Consider the following 18,997-nt stretch of genomic DNA (forward strand, 5'->3'; position numbering starts at 1 on the left):
AGTCAACACTTCAACCAAGGGGCAGGCCAGAGCCGGGGCAGGGCTCAGTTCGCGGCGAGCCGGAACGACATCCGGCCGAAGCCGACCTGGTCGCCCTCGCGGACCACGACGGCACCGATGACGCGCCGGCCGTTCACCGTGGTGCCGTTGGTGGAGCCGAGGTCGCGCAGGACCCACAGACCGCCCTGGTGGCTCAGTTCGGCGTGCACCCGGGAGACCGTCTCATGGGTCAGCCGCAGCCCGTTGAGGGGGTCGCGGCCGATGCGCAGCGGGTGACCGGCCGAGGGGTGGGGCAGCAGCAGTTTGGGCAGTCGCTCGGCCTGCCATGCCCTGCGCAGCCGTACGGTGAAGCCGGAGACCGCCTCGACGGTGCCGAACACCAGACGCGACAGACGGCTCTCGCAGGGCAGGTCGGCGGTGAGCGCGGCGAGCTCGTCCGCGCGGCGGGCGGAGAGAGCGAGTTCCATGCGCCGTACGAACGTGTCGTGGGACAGCCGGCCCATGGCGACGCCGTCACGGAGCACCTTCAGCGCCTTGTCGCGCTCCACGTCGGAAAGCCGCGCGGGGTACGTGTTGAACTCGAAGGACGACGTCACGTCGCTGATTGTCGGTCAGCGAACCCCCGGTGTCCAGAAAACGGGGAAACGGCCAGCACGCGCGCGTGATCGACGGGACCGGTCACGACACCTGCCGCAAAAGGGAAGATTCAAAAGCGGATTGATCTCGTTTGAAGCACCATGGACGGGCTACATCACGGTGAGCAGACGAAGGGGAACCGTCCGTGAAGTTCGAGGTGTGGGCACCGCAGGCCGACCGTGTGACGCTCCATTGCGAGGGTGCCACGCGCGCGTTGGAGCGCGATCCCGATCGCGCGGGATGGTGGCGGGGGGACGCCGAGGCGCGGGACGGCACACGGTACGGCTTCGCGCTCGACGACGGCCCCGTGCTGCCCGATCCGCGCTCGCGCCGGCAGCCGGACGGCCCGGACGGGCTGAGCGCGGTCGTCGACCACGGGCGGTTCGAGTGGCGTACCGAGTGGGCGGGACGGTCGCTGCCCGGCGCCGTGCTGTACGAGCTGCACGTGGGCACCTACACGCGTGAGGGCACGCTGGACGCGGCCGCCGAGCGGCTCGGGCATCTCGTCGAACTGGGTGTCACCCATGTCGAGTTGATGCCGCTGTGCCCCTTCCCCGGGCGGCACGGCTGGGGATACGAGGGCGTCTCGCTGTGGGCCGTGCACGAGCCGTACGGCGGCCCCGAGGCACTGAAGCGCTTTGTCGACCGGGCGCACGGTCTCGGCCTGGGCGTGGTCCTGGACGTCGTGCACAACCACTTCGGCCCGTCGGGCAACCATCTGCCCGCCTTCGGCCCCTACCTCACGGACAAGCACCACACACCCTGGGGTTCCGCCGTCAACCTGGACGCGCCCGGCTCCGACGAGGTGCGGGCGTACCTCCTTCAGAGCTCGCTGGCCTGGCTGCGGGACTACCGGCTCGACGGGCTGCGTCTGGACGCGGTGCACGCGCTGAAGGACACGCGCGCGTGCCATTTCCTGGAGGAGTTGTCGACGGCTGTCGACGCCCTCTCCGCCGACCTGGGCCGACCGCTGTCCCTGATCGCCGAGTCGGACCTGAACGACCCCCGGCTCATCGCCGCGCGCGAGGAGGGCGGCCTCGGTCTGCACGCGCAGTGGAACGACGACTTCCACCACACCCTGCACACCGCGCTGACCGGGGAGTCCCAGGGCTACTACGCCGACTTCGCGCGCGCCCCCATGGCGGGCCTCGCCAAGACCCTCACCGGCGGCTACTTCCACGACGGCACCTATTCGAGCTTCCGGGGCCGGCGCCACGGGCGGCCCCTGGACCGTACGCGCGTGGGTGCGCACCGCCTCCTCGGCTACGGCCAGACCCACGACCAGGTCGGCAACCGCGCCCAGGGCGACCGGCTCGCCGCCCTGCTCTCCCCCGGCCTGCTGGCCTGCGCGGCCACGCTGACGCTGACCGCGCCGTTCACGCCGATGCTCTTCATGGGTGAGGAGTGGGCCGCGGGCACGCCCTGGCAGTTCTTCACCGACCACACCGATCCGGAGCTCGCCCAGGCCGTACGGCGGGGCAGGCGGCGGGAGTTCGCGGAGCACGGCTGGGCCGAGGAGGACGTGCCCGACCCGCAGGACCCGGCGACCCGGGACCGCTCCTGCCTCGACTGGTCCGAGCTCGACAGTGAGCCTCACGCGCGCGTGCTGGACTGGTACCGCCGTCTCATCACCCTGCGCCACGACCAGCCCGATCTCACCGATCCGGACCTCGCCGACACCAAGGTGGCCTACGACGAGCGGGAGCGCTGGCTCGCCTTCCGCCGCGGTGACGTACGCGTGGCCGTCAACCTCGCCAAGGAGGCGGCGGCCATCCCACTGGGACCGCGCCGGGCCACCGTACTGGCGGCGTGGGAGCCGGTGGAGGCGCCGGGTGCGGACGGGGTGCTCCATGTGCCCGGGGAGTCGGGCGTGGTGCTGTTGCAGGGCTGAGCGGGGCGGGGCGGGGACGCCGGACACCTCGCATCGACATGCGCGAAACCGTCCGCCGCGACAAGGGCCTTGCCGCGGCGGACGGTTGAGGGATCAGAGAACAGGCTCAGTCCGTGGGGACGGGCGCGCAGACCGCGTACACGTCGAAGGTGGTCGAGGCGTCGCCGCCGTTGAATACGGTTCCCGTCCAGCCGGTTGGGGAAAGGGGCGCTCCCAGGGGGAACGTCTCGACCAACCTCAGGTCGTCGCTGCCCGCGCTGACTCCGCCGCCGAGCGGCCTCTTGCCCGCGGGACAGTCCACGGCCGCGCTAGCGGTGGCTCCGACGGCCACCGGCACGTTGCCGACCCCGACCACCTCATAGCCTTCCCCAGGGCTGACGCGCGCGCAGATCACGTACACGTCCATGACGGACTCAAAGCCGCTGCCGTTGAACACGGCTCCCGCCCACCGGCGCGAGCTCGTGGGGAACGATTCGACCACCCTCATGTCGTCGTCGCCGGTATATACCCCGCCACCGAGTGGCCTCTTGCCCGCGGGACAGCGCATGGCCGCGCTGCCGGTGGTTCCGACGGCCACCGGCACGTTGGTGACTCCGACCGCCTCATAGTCCGCCTCAGGGCTGACGCGCGCGCAGACCGCGTACACGTCGAACACGGAGTCGGTGCCGCCGTTGAACACAGCTCCCAGCCAGCCGGTCACGTCGCCGGCCCCTCCCAAGGGGAACGACTCGATCAGCCTCATGTCGTCGTTCCCCGTATGGACTCCGCCACCGACCGGCCTCTTGCCCTCGGGGCAGTCCACCCCCGTGGCTCCGGTGGCTCCCGCAGCCACCGGCACGGTGGCGCTGACCACCTCGTAGCCGGACAGCGGGAAGACAACCGCATCCGCCTGTGCCGTCGGCGCGGTCATCTCGCCGACCACCAGCACAAGCAACGCCCCCAACGCAGTCAGCAGACGCTTCATTCGGTCTCCTTCGATGGGCCAGGCGTCCCACCTCCATCGGTGGTGACCGACTCATCGTCCTGCTGCTGCGCGCCGTGCTCGCGGCGCGGATGGGCTGTGCACCCGTCCGTGGTATCCCGTCCGAAGGCCAACGGTGATTGTTCGAACGCTTCACCCGCCTCGACGCCGCACGCGCCCCCTGGCAGATGACCCCTCACCGCCTGCCGCCCCACCTGCCTCGGCCACAAGCTCACCGCGCTCGACCCGTGGTGGAACCGCCCTGGCCGCTCACCCGGCAACGGGTAACGGGCAACAAGAGTTGGCGGTCATCGTGGCGGGCCGGCCGCACACCAACCCGACCCTGCATGGGTGCGCGAGCAACTCTCCCGTTCCGCGCGGTCGGGACGCAGCCGAGGTTGAAAGAGCAGCCGGATTCGTGGTGTCTCGAACGGTGCGCTGGATAGGTTGCTGTGATGAAGCTGCCTGCGTACTGGACGACGCGTCCCGCTCCACCCCCGGACCACACCACGTCGGCATCCTTCGACCGACTGCTGGAGCAAGCGCTCGCGAACGGTCCCGATGAGCCCATCGACTACCGGCTCGAGGCGCCGAAATGGCAGTTCCTCTGCCATGCCGCAGACCGCGGCAGACTGCTGTTGCACGGCTCGGGCGACCCGGAGATCAGCCGCTTCGAACCCCGGCAGCCGGACGACAGCAGCGAGTTCGGCAACCGGCGCGCGGTCTTCGCCGCCGGCGACGGGCTCTGGCCGATGTACTACGCGATCCTGGACCGGGCCCGCCATCCGATGTCGTTGATCAATGGCTGCGCCCGCCTCGCCAACGGCAGCGAGCGGCTCGGCGAGCCGCACTACTACTTCTCCATCAGCGCGCAGGCGCTGAAGCAGCAGCCCTGGCGTCCCGGCACGGTGTACCTGCTGCCCGTCGGCACCTTTGAGCTGCAGCCGCGGATGCGGGTCGGTGACGTCTCGGTGCAGCCGGCCCAATGGGCAAGTCTCGTACCCGTGACCCCTGTCGCCAAACTGGCCGTGCAGCCGGAGGACTTCCCGTTCCTGGACCAGATCCGCGGTCATGACGACGAGCGGGTCTGGGCTCGTGCCGCCGCGGACCCCGATGGCTTCCCCTGGCATGAGGAGGCGTGACGCATGCGCCGCGGCGCGGCTGAGGCCCGCTTCGGTCGCTGGGCCCTGAGTCCGGCGTCTTCCCAGGCGGACACGCGGGGCAAGCCCTCCCGGCCCGCTCCGAAGCCATGATCCACGTCGTCTACGAAACAATCCCCCTGTTCCGGGATAGAACGCAGGGAGAACACGACCTCTTAGAGGTCGTCGGCCTCGTCGTCGTCCTCCCTGAGCTCGGTCACGCGTTCCAGCAGGATCGCCTCCCACGCGTTCCGCAGCTGTGCCCTCAGCGACGGGAGCGGCGTCTCGCCCTTGCCGTCGAGGCGGTCCGCGAGGCGGACGAGCGCGTCGCAGCGGGCGAGCCAGAGGCCGCGCAGGCAGGGGCGGGCGCCGTAGCCGGCGAGGGTGGCGGCGCGGACGGCGGCCGGGGAGCCCACGGCGAGGGCGAGGCCCGCGATGTCCTCGGCGGGGTCGCCGAGCACGGTGTCGGCCCAGCCGAGGACGCCGCGCACCCGGCCGTCGGCGCTGACGACGAGGTGGTCGCCCGTGAGGGCATGGTGGACGAGGACGGCGGTGCCGGGCTGGGCGGCGAGCTGGACGGCGGCCGGCTGGGTGAGCTGGCGCAGCCGGGCGGCGTCGAACTCGTCGGCGTCGGCGAGGCGCGCGGCGGGGCGTTCGGCGGCGCGGCGCAGGGCCTCCAGGGAGCGCGGTGCGGTGCGCGGCACACCGAGCGTCTCGGCCTGCCGTGCCGGTACCTCGCGCAGCCCCGTGAGCAGCCCTGCCAGGTCGGCCTCGCCCAGGGCGGACACGTCGTGCTCCCCGCCCGCCCCGCCGGGCAACTTCGTGTCCAGGGTGTAGGGCAGCCCGGGCGCCCACTCCCCGTGCGCGACGCTCGTCGGCACCGTGACCGGGACATGCGGGCGGACGAGGTCACGCAGCCGCAGTTCGCGGCGCTGCCGCACGGCGGCCCGCCGGTCGGGGGCGAGGCGCAGCACATGGCGGGTGCCGACCAGCCAGGTGGCGGGTTCGGCGCCCGGGGCGGCGGGCCGGACCTCGGGTCCGGCCGAGTCGTCCACGCCGTTCTTCAGCAGGGAACGGACCAGTCGGCGGACGGTGTCCGCGGTGGGTGTCGGTGCCTGGGTCATGGTCGCGCCGTTGTCGCTCGGGGGTCTACGGGGTCTCCTCGCTCCGGTGCCGGTCACCGGGTCAGTCCACTATGACCATCTCGCGGGTCGTGTCGTTGAGACGCCGGCCGCCGTCCTCGGTGACGGTGACGATGTCCTCGATGCGCACTCCGAAGCGGCCCGGCAGATAGACGCCGGGCTCCACGGAGAAGCACATGCCGGGCACGAGGGGCTGCTCCTCTCCCTCGATCATGTACGGCGGCTCGTGCGTGGTGACGCCGATGCCGTGCCCGGTGCGGTGGATGAAGTACTCGCCGTACCCGGCGTCGGCGATGACCGCGCGGGCGGCCCGGTCGACCTCCTGGCAGGCGACTCCGGGCCGTACTGCCCGGAAGCCGGCCTCCTGGGCCTCGCGTACGAGGTCGTGGACCCGGCGCTCCTCGTCGGTGGGTTCGCCGACGTGGACCGTGCGGGAGGTGTCGGAGCCGTAGCCGTCCTTCAGGCCGCCGAAGTCGAGGACGACCATGTCGCCGCGTTCGATGACACGGTCGCCCACCTCATGGTGCGGGTTGGCGCCGTTGGGGCCGGAGGCGACGATGGTGAAGTCGACCTGGGAGTGGCCGAAGCGGCGCAGCAGGTCGGCGAGGTCGGCGGCGACCTCGGACTCGTGACGTCCGCCGAAGGGAACCTTCCGGATCTCCTCGAACGTTGCGTCAGCGGCCGCACCCGCGGCCGCCAACAGCTCCAGCTCGGCCGCGTCCTTGACGGCCCGGAGCATCGGCAGGGCGTCGGTGAGGGAGGCGTACGTGGTGGCGGGCAGTGCCCGCTGGAGGGCGAGCAGATGCATCGCCCAGGCGTTGTCGCTGATGCCGAACCGGCCGAGCGGCTCCGGGAACGCACCCGCGCTTCCCCGGAGCCGCTCGTCGAGCAGGGCGGCGGTGGCGGCGTAGGGGTCCTTGCCGTCGGTCCAGTCGCACAGGGTCAGTCCGGGCGCGCCGGCGGCCTTCGCGGCGTCCGGGGCCTCCAGGGCCGGGACGACGAGGACGGGGTCCTGGCCGGGGGCGAGGACCAGCAGGGTGAGCCGCTCGGTCTCCGCGGTGGGCGCGTAGCCGGTGAGCCACACCAGGTCCGGGCCGGGTGCCACCAGCAGCCCGGCGAGGCCGGCGTCCGTGGCCGCCCGCGCGGCACGTTCCATCCGGGCCTTGTAGTCGTCGGCGGTGAAGGGCGCGGGTGCGGTGCCGGTCATCCGGGCCTCCCTGGGCACGTGAAGGGCTACGGGCAGCATCCTGCCCGGACAGAGGGGGCGGCGCGAGCCGGTCGACGGGTCTTGTCGGCGGACTTCGCAACGCCGCTCCGATCGCGGCGTCAGCTGTCCAGTGCCATACGGACGCCGAGGAGCAGCAGTACGCCGCCGGAGACCTGTTCCAGGCGCCGACGCACGCCCGCGCGGGACAGCACGGTCTTCATACGGCCGACGAACCACACGTACAGGCCGTAGTACCCGACCTCGTAGACCGCCCAGAGCGCGGCGAGGCCGACCATGGTCGGCAGGTGCGGGGCGCCCTGCGGAACGAACTGCGGGAGGAAGGACAGGGCGAAGACGGCCGCCTTGGGGTTGGCGAGGTTGAGCAGCAGCCCGCCGCGGTAGGAGGCCCAGCCGTTCTTCCGCGTGCCCTCCCAGACGGGTTCCGCCGCGCCCTGCGCGCCCTCCGCCTGCTTCGTGCGGCGCGCCTGCCGGAGGGTCTGGACGCCGAAGCCGACGAGGACGACCGCGCCGACGATCCGCATCACGTCGTACGCGACCTCGGAGGCCGTCAGCAGCGCGGTCAGGCCGAACGCGGCGGCCACGCCCCAGATGAAGACGCCGGTCTCGTTGCCCAGCACGGTCAGGAAGCCGGAGCGCCTGCTGTGCAGCGACTGCTTGATGATCAGCACCGTGCTGGGCCCCGGCGAGGCGGCGACGAGCGTGCAGGCTCCCAGGAAGGCGATGAGGGTGGTCGGCATGGGGCTCATCGTGGCCTGGCCGGCCGGAGGTGGCCAGTGGTTTTCGCGTGTTCCTGCAGGGGCTGCCCGGCGGTCAGGTGACGACCCCCGGGATCACGGTCAGCTGTTGGTGACCGCCGCCGCGATGGCGCACCGTCAGGGTCGCCTCGTCACCCGGGCGGGCTTCGGCGACGGCACGCGCGAGGTCGGCGGCCGAGTCGATGCGGGTCTTGTCGAACGCGAGAATCACGTCGCTCCTGACCAGGCCGGCCGAGTACCCGGGTCCGGGAACGTGGACGCCGATCACCAGGGCGCCCGGCCTCCTGGCGTCCACGGCCTCGACGCCGAGGGTGGCAACGGCCGCGCGAGCCGGCGAGTGGGCGGGCGTCGGGGACACCGGGGCGGAGGAACCGGGGTGTGCCGACTCGGCCGGGCTTCCCGGGGCGCCGGTCGGCCGGCCCGCCTGTCGCTGGAACTCGGCGACCTTGCTCATGCCGATCACCGTGGCCCCCAGCGTGCCGAGTCCGACCCCGGACAGAACCAGGACCGCCCCGACCAGCAGGGCGCACAGCACGGTCGTGAGCCGTCGGCCGCGCGGGTGGGGCGCGGCGTGCGGGCGAGGTGCGCCGGGGGCCGGCCTGGTGCCGTCGCCGGGGCTCTGACCTGGCATGGGCTTGGGTCGCAACGCAGTCTGTTCCATCGGATCGCCTCCGGCTGGTGACTACCCTGCGCACCGGCGCACAACGAGCCACGATCGAGTGAGACTGACCGGGGGTCAAGAACGGGAAGCCATCCGCGTCCGGACGGCGACCGCCCCGTGCGTGGTCAGGTCCGTTCGAGCAACGCCTCCGCGACGGCCGCCCCCGCTCCCCGGGCAGGCCCGCCCTCCGCTCACGCCAGTACTGTCCGGCCTACGACACGCGGTCGCGCGACAGGTACGGCGACCGTGTGCGCACTGACCCGGGTCGCCGGCTCGCGGCCGGGAAGGCTCCCACGCGCGCGTGGCGTCCACACGTCGGTGACACGCCACGCGCGCGTGCGTGTCTGCGTCAGCCGGTGTGTCCCTCCCCGTGGCCGTCGTGCCCGCCGTGGCCGGCGCCGTGGTCGAACTTCAGGGCCTCCGCAGGCATGACTACGAAGGGCCGCATCATGCCCATGTCCTCGTGCTCCAGCAGGTGGCAGTGGTACATGAACCGGCCGTACGCGCCGTCGAACTTGCCCATGACGCGGAGCATCTGGTTCCCCGGCACCCGGAAGACGTCCTTGTATCCGAGCTCGTTGGGCGCCAGTGGGATGGCGGTGCCGGCGTCGTACCGGATCGGGCCGCGGGTGCCGCCGACCAGCGGGTCGAAGCCGGAGACGTCGTAGGCGTCCCGGCCCAGCAGCTGGAAGTCGGCCAGGTGGATGTGCATGGGGTGGACGATCGGGGCGAGGTTGAGGAAGCTCCACTGCTCGTGGCTGCCCTCGGCGATGGTGAAGCCCAGGCCGTCGTTGAACGTCCGGGCCGTGCGCCGGTAGGTCTTCGTCCTCCCGTCCGGTCCGGTCACCTGGATGACGCCCTCGGTGGGGATCTGGATGTCACCCGGGTCCTCGACCTCGGTCATCTCCCAGATCTCCGGGTGACCGCCGCCTCCCCTGGTGGCGGGCGGGGTGAGCACGATCAGCCGGTGGCCGTGCTCGATGTCGTGCGTGAGCCGGCGGAAGGAGCCGGAGAGCACCTCGGGCAGTTCGAAGGTGTCCGTCTCGCAGCTCTCCCGGACCCGGAACTCCATGACCGCCGGATAGCGCACGTCGCCCGCCGGGTCGGGCACGCCGGGCGGCTGGTTGCGGCCCTTGTTGACCAGGCGGAGCTTTTGGCCCGCGAGACCGCGGAAGTCGACGAGCAGGTCGAAGCGCTCGGCGGGCGCCGCGGTCAGCGTGGGCAGCGTGCCGTCGAAGTCGATCGGCACCGGGCGCGGCAGCAGCCCGCCGTCGCTGCCGATCTGGTGGACGACGCCCGGGACGGGGTTGTCGTCCTCGTCGACCAGGACGAGGTTGTAGATGCGCGCGTTGGACGCGTTGACCAGCCGGAAGCGGTACCAGCCGTCGTCCACCTCGGCATACGGCCAGATGCGGCCGTTGACGGTGGTGTACGGGCCGCTGAACGGGATGGAGACCGGCTTGCCCGTCTCCGGGTTCTTCTCCTGGACGATCACCGTCTTGTGCAGCAGCCGTCCGTTGAGCCGGCCGTCCTCGTCGGTGTCGAGGTTGCGGTCGGCGAGCAGCAGCGGGATCTCCCGCTCCCCGCGCGGCAGACGCAGGGCGTCCTCCTCGTCGTCCCGGACGAGGTACGTGCCGTACAGGCCCGCCATCACGTTCCACCGCGTGATGTTCATCGCGTGGTCGTGGTACCACCACTGCACCGCCTGGTGGTCGTTCGGGTACTCGGACAGCTGGGCGTCGCCGAAGCCGACCGCGTTGTCCGCCCAGCCGTCGTTGCCGCCGCCGGTCTGGGCGCCGTGCAGATGGGTCACCGACCAGGCGGGCAGGGCGGCGACGTCCTTGTTCGGCTCGACGCCCTCGCGGCCGGGCTCGGTGGTGGCGGGCGGGCGGCCGTCCGTGCGCAGCGGCACCTCCACCGAGGTGACCGGGTACTCGCCGGCCTTGGGAATGCGGTTGGTCCAGGCGATTCGGACGCGCTGCCCGCGCCGCACCTCGATGGTCGGGCCCGGCACCTGTCCGTCGTACCCCCACATCAGGGTCGGCGGCAGCTGCGGGTGCAGCCGCACCCAGGTCGGGCGCAGGGCGATCTCGGTCTCGCGTAAGACGTCCTCGGAAGCGGGCCGCAGGACGGTGGGGACGGGCAGTGGGGCCAGGTACGGCGTGAGCTCGCCGGTCTCGGCCTTGCTGTCGCTGCCGCCGTCGCCGTGCGTGACCCTCTCGATGATGTCGGTCAAGGTCGAACACCCCCGTGTGTTCTCGTTGTCTGTTCCCCTCACCCCAGAGGACTCCCGGCGCACCGCCCAAGTTCCCTGAATATCCCGTTCCGTACGAAAATTTTCGGAAACCGCATCCGGAGTACCGAAGTCCGTTGTCAGTGGTCGCTGTTACGTTCTGTGAAGAACTGGGCGACCGCACCCAGGCGCTGCGCGCCCAGCGTCTGTACACCGCCTTGCAGGAGAAGGCGTGGGACCGGATCTCGGCCCGTCTCGACCAGGCCGGTCTGGAGCGTGCGGACGGACAACTGACCCAGGCGGTACGGAGTCTGGAGGCTTTGCGCGAGGTCCTGGCGGCTCCCGGAGACGACTCCCTGCGTCACTGGCGGCGCGTGAACTTCGGTCGGTTCATCGCCGAGGAGCACTACCGTCTCACCCGCTCCCTGGCCGACGCGAACCTCCCCGAGGAGGCCCGTGCGCTCTTCAGGGCGGCGGACGCGATACTCGGCGAGCTCTCGGAGAACACCGCGAACGGGGTACGAGAGCTCGCCGAGGGGACGGCGGCACGGGTGCGGGAGATCAGCTGAGGACGGGTGCCGCCGGGGCACGGTCCGGCATGAAGCCGTGCGCGCGGCGGGCCAGGTACTCCGCCTTGTAGCGGTCGACCGCGCGGTGCCAGTTCAGGATGCCGGCCATCCAGTTCTGGAGGTCGACCACATAGTTCCGCATGATCTGGCGGGCCTCGTCCGAGAGCTCGAAGTCGTCGTACACGACAGGCAGTTCGTGTGCGACCACGTGCTCGAACTGCTGCATGCGCTGGGTCATCAGGTCGTGTACGACCGAGAGCGCGGTCGGGTAGTCGATGCCGAAGAAGTTCTGCACGACGAGGATCGCGTTGTGGATCTCGCCCTCGTACTCGATCTCCTTCTGGTAGGAGAAGACGTCGTTGAGGAGGCAGGCGTAGTCGATGGCGGCGTTCTCCAGCGAGCGGACGGGTCCGCTGCGGTACACCTCCGGTGGGACGGCCGGGCCGTGGCCCATCCGGCACAGACTGAGGGTGAGGTCGGAGCCGAAGGTGGACCGGCGCATCTCCAGATAGTCGACCGGGTCGGGGACCCGGTTCTGGAGCTGGTTGGACAGCTCCCACACCCAGCTCTCGGTCATGACGTTCACCGCGTCCTTGAGGAAGCTCCGCTGTTCGGAAGTCATGGCCGCCGTCGTACGCGCCCACAGGTCGATCAGGCCGCGTTCCATGGCGTTGAGCGGGAGGGTGGCCTGCTCGCCGTCGAGGGGCATGCAGGCCGAGAGGCGCTGGGTGGTGAGCCGGGCGGCGGCGAGGTCGCGGCGGTGGCCGAAGACGAGCGGGTAGTAGTCGTCGCCGTAGGTGCCCCAGGCGAGCCACTGCGAGCTGAGGTCGAGGGCCTCGGGCGTGGCGTCCGGGTCGAGGCCGGCCGCGCACAGCGGGAGGTCGGCGGCGGCGAGCTTGTCCTCGTCCCAGACGCCCTCCTGGAGGATGCCCATCCGGTGCGACCACTCGGTCAGGCGGTGGCGGGCGGTGTCGAGGTGCGGGCTGAGCTCCAGTTGGAACGGCATGTGGAAATCGGGGAGCCGGGACGGGCCGACCTTCTGGTACGGCATGTGCGTGTAAGCACGCAGGCGTTCGGCGCCTGCGGCCGCGAGCAGCGCGCCGACGTCGGCGGCGAAGGTGCCGGGGCCGGTCGGGGTCCGCCAGGGTGCGGTGGGCTCGGCGCGCTTGTTCATGTACCTGCTGGAGCGCATGTGCCATTCGTGGCCGCCGGACTGCCAGTCCTGCAGCCCCTGGGTGTACGCGGCGACCGCGGCGACCTCCTGGGGGGTGAGCCCCTTCTCCAGCGCGACGGCCGGAACCTCGGTGAGGGCGGTGTGCTCGAACTGGTGGAGCCGGGACGTGAGGACGTCGTTGACGGTGTCGGCGGCCTCCTGGGTGGTGCAGCCGAAGAAGGTCTCCAGGACCAGGACGCCGTTGCTGAGTTCGCCCTCGTCCTCGACCTCGCGCTGGTAGGAGAACAGGTCGTTGCGCAGGTGCACGGCGTCCGAGAAGGTCTCCATCAGGACCCTCAGCGGCCTCGACTCGGCGACGGACGCGGGCACTTCGGAGGTCGCGTACTCCACCAGGCCCGACGACCAGGGGGCGCCGCCCACCTTGCGGCGCATCTCGATGTACTCGACCGGGTTGGCGACCCGGCCCTCGTTGATGTTGGACAGCTCCCACAGGGACTCGTTGAGGAGGTGTTCGGTCGCGACGGAGAAGCGGCGGCGCCAGTCGGCCGACATCTTGGGCACGGTGCGCGTCCACAGGTCGGCGAGGCCCGCCTCGACCGGGTTCTGCGGCTCGGGCATCGGGGTCGACAGGTCCATCGGCATGAACAGGGGCAGCCGGTCCAGGTAGGCCTTGCCGCCGACACGGTCCTGAGTGCGCTTGAAGATCTCCAGGAAGTGGTCGTCGAAGAAGAAGACCCACACGTACCAGTCGGTGATGAGGGAGAGCGCGGGACCGTCGCATTCGGGGTGGGTGTAGGCGCAGAGCAGGCCGTAGTCGTGCGCGTCCAGGTCGGCCTGCTCCCAGACCCCGGACCCTTCCAGCATGCCCATCTCGCGCGCCCATTCGGTCGAGTGGGCGCGCGCCTCGTCGACGTGCGGGTTCAGCCGCGCGGGATACGGCATGTAGAAGTGCGGGAGTTCGAAGGGCTGCTGCGTCATGGCCGGGCCCTACCCCTGGTGCCCAAGTGGCATCCGCGGCGCGGCACATGATCACACCATCGCGTGAATCGCGGGTGAATCCGGGAGTTCTCGGCGGCCCCTGTGGCGTTCGTCTCTGTGGCTGAATGGCCTGGACCGGTGCTGAGAAGCGGTCCGGGCCCTGCTATCTCTTGCGCACCGCCCTCCCTACCTCCGACCTCAGGGCGACGAACTCCGCCAGGCCCCGGGTCGTGATCTGGTCGCGGGTGTCGGGGAGGTCGACGGGCAGGTCGAGGAGGATCTTGGCGCCGGGGCCCGGGGAGAGGACGACGACGCGGTCGCCCAGGTAGACGCTTTCGTCGATGTCATGGGTGACGAAGACGATGGTGGCGCCGTCCGTGCGGTGGACTTCGAGGAGGAGGTCCTCCAGGTCCTCGCGGGTCTGGGCGTCCAGGGAGCCGAAGGGTTCGTCCATGAGGAGGAGGGAGGGGCGGCAGACCAGGGCGCGGGCGATGGCCACGCGTTGCTGCATGCCGCCCGACAGTTGCCAGGGGTGGCGGCGGGCCGCGTCGGTGAGGCCGACCCGGGCCAGGATGCGGTCGGCCTCGGCCCGCCGCTCCGCTCTCGGCAGCCCTCTGCGGCGCAGCGGGAGGGCCACGTTGTCGCGGACGGTGAGCCACGGGTAGAGGGAGCGGGCGTAGTCCTGGAAGACGACGGCCAGGTTGTCGGGGACGCCACGCACGGGCGTGTCGTCCAGTGTGATCGTGCCGTCGTACGCCGGGAGCAGGCCCGCGATGGTGCGCAGAAGTGTGGACTTGCCACAGCCGGACGGGCCCACGACGCACAGGAGTTGGCCGTCCGGCACGATGAGGGTGATGTCGTGCAGTACCTGGTGGTCGCCGTAGTGCTGGCCGACCGCGGCTAGGCGGAGCATGTGTGTCCCTGGGCGGAGGTGGCGGGGGGCGTACGGGTCATACGGTCGTGGTCCTTTCCTTGCCCACGAGCCGCTTCTCGACCGCCAGCAGGCCGTTGTTGAGGAGGTGGCCGATGGCGCCGAGCAGGACCAGCGCCGCCCAGACGGTGAGCAGGTCGGAACGGGACTGGGCGTCGGTGAGCGTGAAGCCGATGCCGTTGGCGGTGCCCGGGAGCAGTTCCGAGAACACCATGAGGATGAGGGAGAGGGAGAGGCTCAGGCGCAGTCCGGCGAAGATGCGGGGCAGCGCGGAGGGGAGGATCAGGAAGCGGAGCCGTTCGAGCGGGGTGAGGCGCAGGACCGCGGCGACCTCCAGACGCAGCGGATCGGTGTTGCCGGCCCCGTCGGCCGTGTTGATCAGCACCGGCCAGACGGCGCTGAAGACGATCGACGCGATCTGCATCGGCGTACCGAAGTCGAGGATCACGATGAAGACGGGGACCAGCGCGGGCGGCGGGATGGCGCGGGCGAACTGCAGGACGGGGTCGCAGAGGGCGTACACGCGTCGCGATCGGCCGATCGCCACGCCGAGCGCTGTCCCGGCGACGGCGGCGATCCCGAATCCGGCGGCCATCCTGCCGAGGCTGGGCAGGATGTCCGCGACGGCGGCCTCGGTGAGGAACAGATGCCCGGCCGGACCCGAGAACCACAGGTCACGGGCGTGCCCCGCGATCTCGGCGGGCGGCGGGAAGTAGACGCTGCCATGAGCCCGGGCGGCCACCTGCCAGGCCGCCACGGCGAGAGCGAGGACGAGCCAGCGGAGCAGGGCGTTTCTTACGGTGGCCGGGGCGGTGAGGCGGGCCTGGCGCGTGAATGGGAGGGCTGTGGCCTGGCGCAGGACGGTCGGGGCGGTCGCCCGTCGGTCGGGCGTCCGGTCGGGTTCGGAGGCGGGGGTGCGGCCGGGTTCGGAGGCGGGGGTGCGGCCGGGTTCGGAGGCAGGGGTGCGGGGGTGGTTCATTCAGCGCTCCTCGCGGCGTGCGGCGCGGGAGGAGGGCTCGCGGCGGGTGCGGAAGCCGTACGCCGTGGAGCGGCAGTCCACGGGCGTGTCATGGGCGTGCCCCGCCCGGACACCCGCCTCGGCGTCGGGCGGCCCGCTCGACGCCGAACATCGCGCACCCAAGTCACGCGCACGGCCCCACCCACCCCGCCCGTCGCGACCCCGCGTCCCCCGACTCGCCCTCCGAAGCGCGTCACGAGCCACCACCGCAGCCCCTCCCGTCCCCTGCCCGCCCGCACACGCACAACTCACCACGCCCCGGCTCCCCGCACCCAGGCCACCTGCCTCCCCACCGCCGGCCCTCCGTCCTCCGCCCGAACTCCACCTCGTCACCCGGTCCCCCGCCGCCCCGGCACCCACGGAAACAATTTCCGCTCGCCCCAGACCAGCATCCCGTTGATCACCAGCCCCAACACCCCCGCCCACACAACCCCCGCCAGCACATCCCGTGTCCCGTCCGTGGCCAGTCCCGACTGGGCGATGAAGATCCCGAGGCCGTCGCCGAAGCCCGAGAGGATCTCCGTGGCGACGGCCAGGATGAGGGCGACAGACGCCGAGATGCGGAGGCCGGCGGCGATGAAGGGGGCGGTGGCGGGGAGTTCGACCCGTAGGAGGACGGCGAGGCGGCCGAAGCCGAAGGCGCGCAGGGTGTCCTTGGCCAGGGGGTCGGTCTCGCCGAGGCCGTAGATGGTGTTGAAGAGGATCGGCCAGACGGAGGCGTATGTCACCAGCGCGACCTTGGTCTCGGTGCCCGACCCGAGGAGGAGGGAGACCAGGGGGATCAGCGCGACGGACGGCAGCGGGCGCAGGAACTCGACGATCGCGCGTACGGCGGCGTCGACGACCGGCACGCTGCCCAGGAGGAGGCCGAGCGGGACGGCGACGGCACAGGCGAGCGCGAGCCCCAGCGCCCAGGCTCGTAGCGTGGCGGCGATGCCGTCGAGGAAGACGGCGTCGCCCGCCAACTCCGCTGCACGGGCGAGCACTTCGGAGGCAGGCGGAAGGTAGCTGCGCCGCACGATGCCCGCGCGGGAGACGGCCTCGCAGGCGCCGAAGGCCAGCAGCACACCCGTAGCGCCGAGCAGCAGCTGTTCCCGGCGGCGGCCGCCCTTCACGTCACCACGTCACTCGACCGGAGGCCGCTTGACCCACACCACTTGGGCACACGTCACTCGACCATCAGCGTCGCCGGATCGATCGGCTTCTTCAGCATGCCCTGCTTCTTCATCAGGTCGGCGAGCCGGGTGAGTTGCGCGGCGTCCATGGCGGGCGGGAAAAGGGGCAGATCGATCGACTCGGCCTGCTGTTCGGTGACCTTGGTGTAGGTCGGCAGAACGGCGCGTACGACGGACGGGTCCTCCTCAGCGATCCGTACGGCCGCCTTGATGGCCCGCTGGAACGCGGCGAGGGTCTTCTTGCCGTCGCCGTCGGCGTAGTCGCTCGTGCTGATGTAGCCGCTCAGCGGTATGGACTCCACCGGCGCGGTCGAGCCGTCGACGAGAACCCTTGCCTTCAACTCGTCCTGGATGGAGCTGTCGTAGGGCTCCACCGCGTGTACGGCGTCGACCTGTCCCTTGTCCAGGGCGGCGCCCATCTGGGGGAAGGGGATCGCCCGGTAGACGGGGCGGTCGACGCCCTGTTGGTCCAGGATCTCGTTGAAGGTGAGGGACTGGACGTTGTTCAGGACGTTGACCGCGAGCTCCTTGCCCGCGAGGTCGGCGACGCTCTTGATGTCCGAGTCCTCGGGCACCAGGACCTCCATCATCCGCGGCGCGGCCCTGATCGCCTCGGCGACGATCCGGATGTCGAGGGTGCCCTGCTCATGGGCCTGGAGGTAGGTGACGTAGTTCGCGCTCGCGACCATGTCGATCTGGCCCTTGGCCAGCGCCGGCAGCGCCTGGAGGCTCTGCTGGATCTGCTGGACGCGGACGTCGAGGCCCTCCTTCTCGAACAGGCCTCGGTCCCGCGCGATATAGAGGGCGGCACAGTCGATCAGGGGCAGCGCGGCCACTCGGACGGTCTGCCGACCGCCGGCCCCGGACGAGGAGTCCCCGTCACCGCCGCAGGCCGGGACCGTCACCAGCAGGAGGGCCGTCCCAGCGGCGGCGACCGCCCTCGTTCCCGAGCGCAATGGACGTAACGGCATGACGACATGACTAGCAAGAAATTGTCATGATCACCACATGCGATGGCGATACAGCACACCGACCGGGACCCGTCAATCTGTCGGTCTCCACCGATATGGGCCACCTTGGTCGCATGACCTCCTTCTCGATCCCGCCCCTGCGGGGCGACAACGCGGGCGACACGGACGGCGCGGACAGCACGGACAGCACGGACAGCACCGGCCACGTCGGCGAAGGCGAGCGGGCGTGACCGTCCACGACGCGCCTCCCGTCCCCGATGTCTTCGACCCCCGGCAGTACGCGGCCGGCGTGCCCCACGAGGCCTATCGCGTCCTGCGCGACCATCACCCGGTGGTCCGGCAGGAGGAGTACGAGGTGCTGGGCTGGCCGGCCGGGCCCGGGTTCTGGGCGGTGACCCGGCACGCGGACGTCGTGCGCGTGCTCAAGGACTCGGCGACCTACTCCTCGTACGTCGGCGCGACCCAGATCCGGGATCCCGACCCCGACGACCTGCCGTTCATCCGCCGCATGATGCTCAATCAGGATCCGCCGGGGCACGGCCGGTTGAGACGGCTCGTGAGCCGGGCCTTCACCCCCGGCCGCGTCGACCGTTTCGCCAGGATCGCCGAGCAGCGGGCCCGCACCCTTTTCGCGCAGGCCCAGGAGACGGCCCGCGCGACGGACGGCACCATCGATCTCGTCACCGCCGTGACCGACGACTACGCGCTGCTCAACCTCGCGGACCTGCTCGGCGTGCCGGAGGCGGACCGCAGGCTGCTGCTGCACTGGACGCAGCGGGTGATCGGCTACCAGGACCCCGACGAGGCGGGTCCCCCGGTACTGGACACGCAGGGCAGACCGGTCAATCCGCGGTCGCCCGCGATGCTCCGGGACATGTTCGCGTACGCCCGTCAACTGGCCGCGCACAAACGGCGGTTCCCCGACGACGACGTGATGACGACCCTCGCGCACGATGCCGAACTCGCCGGGCCGGAGCTGGAGATGTTCTTCTTCCTGCTCACGGTCGCGGGCAACGACACTGTCCGCAGCGCGGCTCCGGGCGGGCTGCTGACACTGGCCGAGCACCCGGAGTCGTACGAGCGACTACGCACCGGAGACGTTCAACTCCGGCCCGCCGTCGATGAGTTGCTGCGCTGGCATCCACCCGTTCTCACCTTCCGGCGCACCGCCGCGCAGGGCACGGAGCTGGCGGGTCGGCGTATCCGCGCGGGCGACAAGGTGGTCGTCTACCACGCCTCGGCCAACCGCGACGAACGGGTCTTCAGCGAACCGGACCGGCTGGATCTGTCCCGCGCCCCGAACCCGCATGTCTCGTTCGGCGACGGTCCGCACGTCTGCCTGGGCGCGCACTTCGCACGGCTCCAGCTGCGCGTGCTCTACCGGGAGGCCCTGCGGGTACTGCCGGAGCTACGGACGGCCGGGCCGCCCAAGCGGCTGGTGTCGAACTTCATCAACGGGCTCAAGTCGCTGCCGGTGCACATGACTTGAGCCTGTCCAGGGCCAGGCTGCTCACGGGTTGCCGGCCCGGCCCATC

The 18,997-nt window shown here is 71.2% G+C and carries 16 protein-coding genes; 4 read left to right on the forward strand and 12 right to left on the reverse strand.

Features of this window, described 5'->3' with window-relative positions:
• Positions 1–44 precede the first annotated feature (44 nt).
• Positions 45–596: an FHA domain-containing protein gene (locus tag ACZ4UU_RS33425; protein WP_471907128.1), complete on the reverse strand. Its 552-nt coding sequence runs from the start codon at positions 594–596 to the stop codon at positions 45–47.
• Between the two features lie 185 nt (positions 597–781).
• Here ACZ4UU_RS33425 and treZ point away from each other — a divergent pair, with 185 nt between their 5' ends.
• A complete protein-coding gene (treZ, locus tag ACZ4UU_RS33430; RefSeq protein WP_471907129.1) occupies positions 782–2,527 on the forward strand; it encodes a malto-oligosyltrehalose trehalohydrolase in 1,746 nt (581 codons plus the stop codon).
• Between the two features lie 106 nt (positions 2,528–2,633).
• Here treZ and ACZ4UU_RS33435 read toward each other — a convergent pair whose 3' ends face one another.
• A complete protein-coding gene (locus ACZ4UU_RS33435) occupies positions 2,634–3,491 on the reverse strand; it encodes a hypothetical protein (RefSeq protein ID WP_471907130.1) in 858 nt (285 codons plus the stop codon).
• Positions 3,492–3,943: 452 nt separating this feature from the next.
• On the opposite strand from ACZ4UU_RS33435, the gene ACZ4UU_RS33440 reads away from it, so the two are divergent.
• Complete coding sequence (locus tag ACZ4UU_RS33440) at positions 3,944–4,630, forward strand: hypothetical protein (RefSeq protein WP_471907131.1); 687 nt, start codon at positions 3,944–3,946, stop codon at positions 4,628–4,630.
• 173 nt (positions 4,631–4,803) lie between these two features.
• Here ACZ4UU_RS33440 and ACZ4UU_RS33445 read toward each other — a convergent pair whose 3' ends face one another.
• From ACZ4UU_RS33445 to phsA, 5 genes are all read right to left on the reverse strand, one after another.
• Complete coding sequence (locus ACZ4UU_RS33445) at positions 4,804–5,751, reverse strand: aminoglycoside phosphotransferase family protein (protein ID WP_471907132.1); 948 nt, start codon at positions 5,749–5,751, stop codon at positions 4,804–4,806.
• 61 nt (positions 5,752–5,812) lie between these two features.
• Entirely contained in the window at positions 5,813–6,976 is a 1,164-nt protein-coding gene (locus ACZ4UU_RS33450) for a M24 family metallopeptidase (protein ID WP_471907133.1), read from the reverse strand.
• A 119-nt stretch (positions 6,977–7,095) separates the two neighbouring features.
• Entirely contained in the window at positions 7,096–7,734 is a 639-nt protein-coding gene (locus ACZ4UU_RS33455; RefSeq protein ID WP_471907134.1) for a LysE family translocator, read from the reverse strand.
• Positions 7,735–7,807: 73 nt separating this feature from the next.
• Positions 7,808–8,413, reverse strand: coding sequence for a PDZ domain-containing protein (locus tag ACZ4UU_RS33460; RefSeq protein ID WP_471907135.1), 606 nt, complete (start codon positions 8,411–8,413; stop codon positions 7,808–7,810).
• A gap of 349 nt (positions 8,414–8,762) precedes the next feature.
• Positions 8,763–10,649, reverse strand: a complete 1,887-nt coding sequence (phsA, locus tag ACZ4UU_RS33465; protein WP_471907136.1) for an O-aminophenol oxidase PhsA — start codon at positions 10,647–10,649, stop codon at positions 8,763–8,765.
• Between the two features lie 134 nt (positions 10,650–10,783).
• Between phsA and ACZ4UU_RS33470 the strand changes: the two genes are divergently transcribed.
• Positions 10,784–11,215: a hypothetical protein gene (locus ACZ4UU_RS33470; RefSeq protein WP_471907137.1), complete on the forward strand. Its 432-nt coding sequence runs from the start codon at positions 10,784–10,786 to the stop codon at positions 11,213–11,215.
• Here the strand turns inward: ACZ4UU_RS33470 and cyc2 are convergent.
• The 5 genes from cyc2 to ACZ4UU_RS33495 form a co-directional block, all read right to left on the reverse strand.
• Positions 11,208–13,367, reverse strand: a complete 2,160-nt coding sequence (gene cyc2 / locus ACZ4UU_RS33475) for a germacradienol/geosmin synthase Cyc2 (protein WP_471907138.1) — start codon at positions 13,365–13,367, stop codon at positions 11,208–11,210. The genes ACZ4UU_RS33470 and cyc2 overlap by 8 nt on opposite strands.
• 163 nt (positions 13,368–13,530) lie before the next feature.
• A complete protein-coding gene (locus tag ACZ4UU_RS33480; protein WP_471907139.1) occupies positions 13,531–14,280 on the reverse strand; it encodes an ABC transporter ATP-binding protein in 750 nt (249 codons plus the stop codon).
• Positions 14,281–14,317: 37 nt separating this feature from the next.
• The gene (locus tag ACZ4UU_RS33485) at positions 14,318–15,277 is read right to left on the reverse strand and encodes an ABC transporter permease (protein WP_471907140.1); all 960 of its coding nucleotides are present in this window, start codon (positions 15,275–15,277) and stop codon (positions 14,318–14,320) included.
• Positions 15,278–15,645: 368 nt separating this feature from the next.
• Complete coding sequence (locus ACZ4UU_RS33490) at positions 15,646–16,431, reverse strand: ABC transporter permease (protein ID WP_471907141.1); 786 nt, start codon at positions 16,429–16,431, stop codon at positions 15,646–15,648.
• 53 nt (positions 16,432–16,484) lie between these two features.
• Positions 16,485–17,462, reverse strand: coding sequence for an ABC transporter substrate-binding protein (locus tag ACZ4UU_RS33495; RefSeq protein WP_471907142.1), 978 nt, complete (start codon positions 17,460–17,462; stop codon positions 16,485–16,487).
• Positions 17,463–17,688: 226 nt separating this feature from the next.
• Here ACZ4UU_RS33495 and ACZ4UU_RS33500 point away from each other — a divergent pair, with 226 nt between their 5' ends.
• Positions 17,689–18,951 carry a cytochrome P450 gene (locus ACZ4UU_RS33500; protein WP_471907143.1) on the forward strand — a complete coding sequence of 421 codons (1,263 nt, stop codon included), beginning with the start codon at positions 17,689–17,691 and terminating at the stop codon, positions 18,949–18,951.
• Positions 18,952–18,997 lie beyond the last annotated feature (46 nt).

It is taken from the genome of Streptomyces sp. NPDC028907 (assembly GCF_055564995.1).